Raw genomic sequence first — 2,907 nt, forward strand, 5'->3', positions numbered from 1 at the left:
ATCCGGAGCCCTTACTGAGAAGCCGGGCTGTCAAAAGACAGCCCACGTCGCCCGAACACAAAAATACGGACACTCTCGCCTTGAGTGCACAGGAGGTCAACTATCCAGCCCTAGTGTCAGACGAAACTTCCAAGCGTTGATCGCGCTTATTGCCAAAAGCGTCAAATGCAGGCCCAGACGTGAACGACCCGCTTTCGCGACGTTTTCTCGACGCGACTGAGAAGCAGCGTGATGCGCTCCTCGGAATATGGCTTCGTGCTAACCAATTCCGGTCCAATTGCGACGCCTTGCTGGCGTCAAACTTCTGCCGTCCTGTATCGTTGCAAAAGTGCGGTTTTCAGATCGCACGATCTGTTGTGCAGAGTGTGGACAGGGAGTTTGATATCTCCTTAGGAAAACTAGAAGTGCGACGTCTAGCGTCGGGAGGGTGGCGAAATAAAACACCCCCGGGGAATACGTCATACCGTCACCTAAGCGGATATCAACCTCCCGACTCCCTCGCCATTTCGGCGAGGGAGAATTCACTCTACGAGGTTGCACATGACAGATTCATCAAACAACGACAATTCCAACAAGAAGCCCAAGGGCGGACGGCTTTACTACACCAAGCCCGAAACGCTGCGCGTCGTTGCGATCCAAGACCCAACCGGCAAGCGGAATCTTGCCAGCAATCGCATCCCGAGTCTCTGGCTGAGGGGCATGTGGATGACTCGGGTCGGATGGGAGGTTGGCAGTCGTCTAGCGATCGAATGGAAGAAGGACTGCATCATCTTGCGGCACATGAATCCGTCTGACTGAGGGCTTAGCCGTCCCGGTTGGCGGTATAAGCGTTACGCGTGACGCCCGATCTGCCAACCGGTTCTAGTTGTTTGCATGCCACCACTTCGGCAGCTCATGCACTTGACCCGCCGGAAAAAAACAGAGCCCACAGAACCATTATCCTGGTCGATTTGGCGCGGATGCCGTACCACGCCGCATAACAGAAAGTTCAGCGCAGCGCTGTCTCGGCCTGCGCATGAAACAGGTTGTCTCTAGGGAATACGCCGGCGGCCGATCCGCAGCCGCCGGCATCGCAACACAGTTACTCAACGCTATCGGGGGCACTCAGGCAACGACAGCAGGTTATCGGGTGTGTCTCTGTCAGCTTCCGTGCGAAGGTACTTCGAGCCCATCAGCCGCGAGACGACGACGATGTTCCGCTTATGGCCGCCCACGTGCGTGTACAGCTTGAGTGTCCCTGATTCTATTCCCTTGATCGCGTCATCGACACTCATCGTCCACATTGTCAACAGAGATCCGCCGCCTCCAACTGACTCGATACGCGTATACGGATCATGCCGGTTCGACTTCCGGATGCAGCTCACCTCTCGTTCGTCCGTCAAAAGAGCCATGCACCTCTCCTCGGGTAAGCCAAGAATGCCCTGGCAGGCAGACATTACTCCTACGATTTCGAGCGGCCCATTTATCCAGAGCATGCCAAGAACAGCTCCGGCAAACGCTGCGAGCGAGAAGCTGCGATTAGCACGAATATCGCCAGGGACGTTGCACGCGTGAAGTACGGACGGGCATGGCTGGACTTCGGAGAACGTCACGCGTGCCGGGCGGTTGTAGGGCCGAACTGGACGGCGCAGTGGCGCACACCACTGAAGCATTTGAAGCATGCCGAACATGGTGCTGGTCAAGCTGCGAGCCCCCTGTCGAAGCCCTTGCAATTAGCAAAGGCTAATCAAGTGAGAAGTCAACCTGCACTTCGCCAACGTCCACATGCAGATCGCGTTCTATGAGATCTGCCGCCTCGATGCGGAACGCCTCGGACCTGGACGGAGACACCAGCTTAATCAAGCAATTCAGATTCACTTTTTTTGCAGCGTGCATCGAACCGCCGGGCACACGCATTGATGTACGGTCGATTCGGTCAAAAAGATGTACCGTTATCGATGCGTCGACTCCGATTACGCAATGCAGCGCACACTGAACCACGCACTCTCCCGCATTCCGACTCACTATTTCCAAGTCATCGTCGCGCAGATACTCGAGCGAAACATCCTGCAAACTTACGCCGGTCACAGTTAGGTCTATTGACCAATAACCATTACCATCTGCCTCCACGTTTAGCCTCGCAACGTCGCTCGCAATTAGCTCCCTTAGCTCCCAAGTGCTTGCGCGAAGTGAAGTAGCCAAGGCCTCTAGAAGCGCTGGATCAGCATCTTGAGTGGCCGAAAGAGCTTCTGCGACCTCGACGCCATGATGAAGACGGGAACTACTATCCGAGTACGTGACCCACCCCTTATCCTCGGTCAAGAGCAGGACATCGGTGGAGTTCACCTCTGACCACTTTTCCAGCGCATTCAATGCAAAGGCGTCAGGAAACTCGTGCTTCTTCTTTTCCTCGAATGGAGGGCGGCGCTCAAAGTACATGTCTTGGACCTGAGAAAGATCGACAAGTGTCGAAGAATCGAGAACCTCAGCCCCAATTGACTGCAGGTAGTCCTCCACCGCTGAGAAACTGAAGCCTGTGAGATCCATGTCTTCAAAAGACTCGAGAGCATCATTGCTCATCTCGTCTAGAAGTCCGAGGTCTCGCGAAGACTTCACTGCCTTTCTGAGTTGAAGTGCTGCCCCCTCGATGGCTTCTAAATGATGAGCTCGTATCTCGCGGAGAACCACATCCACTATCAGGATTTTGATATTGGTGGCAGCGAACTGGCCAAGAACTGAAAGAAGCCCGCGACCGAACTGGAACCGTTGCCTAATCACAAGAGTCGTATCTATCGCGACCGCAATAGGCTCCCCCCTACCGAGTCGACTCACCATATCTGCGGAGCAAATCTGAACCTGCCCCGCTGAAACGGACGCCAAGAAGCGATAATTTACTCGCACTTGGAGGTTCCCTATGTCACGTCCCCC

Annotated in this window: 3 protein-coding genes; 1 reads left to right on the top strand and 2 read right to left on the bottom strand. The window is 54.9% G+C overall.

The window, feature by feature from the left end; translation table 11 throughout:
- Nucleotides 1-540 precede the first annotated feature (540 nt).
- Nucleotides 541-798 (top strand): SymE family type I addiction module toxin, encoded by a 258-nt coding sequence (locus tag EGJ34_RS21150; RefSeq protein WP_125362375.1) that lies wholly within the window; start codon nt 541-543, stop codon nt 796-798.
- A gap of 293 nt (nt 799-1,091) precedes the next feature.
- Here EGJ34_RS21150 and EGJ34_RS22895 read toward each other — a convergent pair whose 3' ends face one another.
- Together EGJ34_RS22895 and EGJ34_RS21160 are read right to left on the bottom strand one after the other, a co-directional pair.
- On the bottom strand, nt 1,092-1,670 hold the full coding sequence (locus tag EGJ34_RS22895; RefSeq protein ID WP_312023048.1) for a DUF3892 domain-containing protein: 579 nt from the start codon (nt 1,668-1,670) through the stop codon (nt 1,092-1,094).
- Nucleotides 1,671-1,722: 52 nt separating this feature from the next.
- Nucleotides 1,723-2,907, bottom strand: a 1,185-nt coding sequence (locus EGJ34_RS21160) for a PIN domain-containing protein (protein ID WP_221740433.1), incomplete at its 5' end; no start/stop codon positions are given.

Source organism: Stenotrophomonas sp. 278 (assembly GCF_003935715.1).
Classification (GTDB): Bacteria; Pseudomonadota; Gammaproteobacteria; order Xanthomonadales; family Xanthomonadaceae; genus Stenotrophomonas; species Stenotrophomonas maltophilia_AH.

Coding starts and splice junctions, on each gene's coding strand:
- EGJ34_RS21150 (WP_125362375.1), top strand. CDS start 541: ATGACAGATTCATCAAACAACGACAATTCCAACAAGAAGCCCAAGGGC.
- EGJ34_RS22895 (WP_312023048.1), bottom strand. CDS start 1,670: ATGTTCGGCATGCTTCAAATGCTTCAGTGGTGTGCGCCACTGCGCCGT.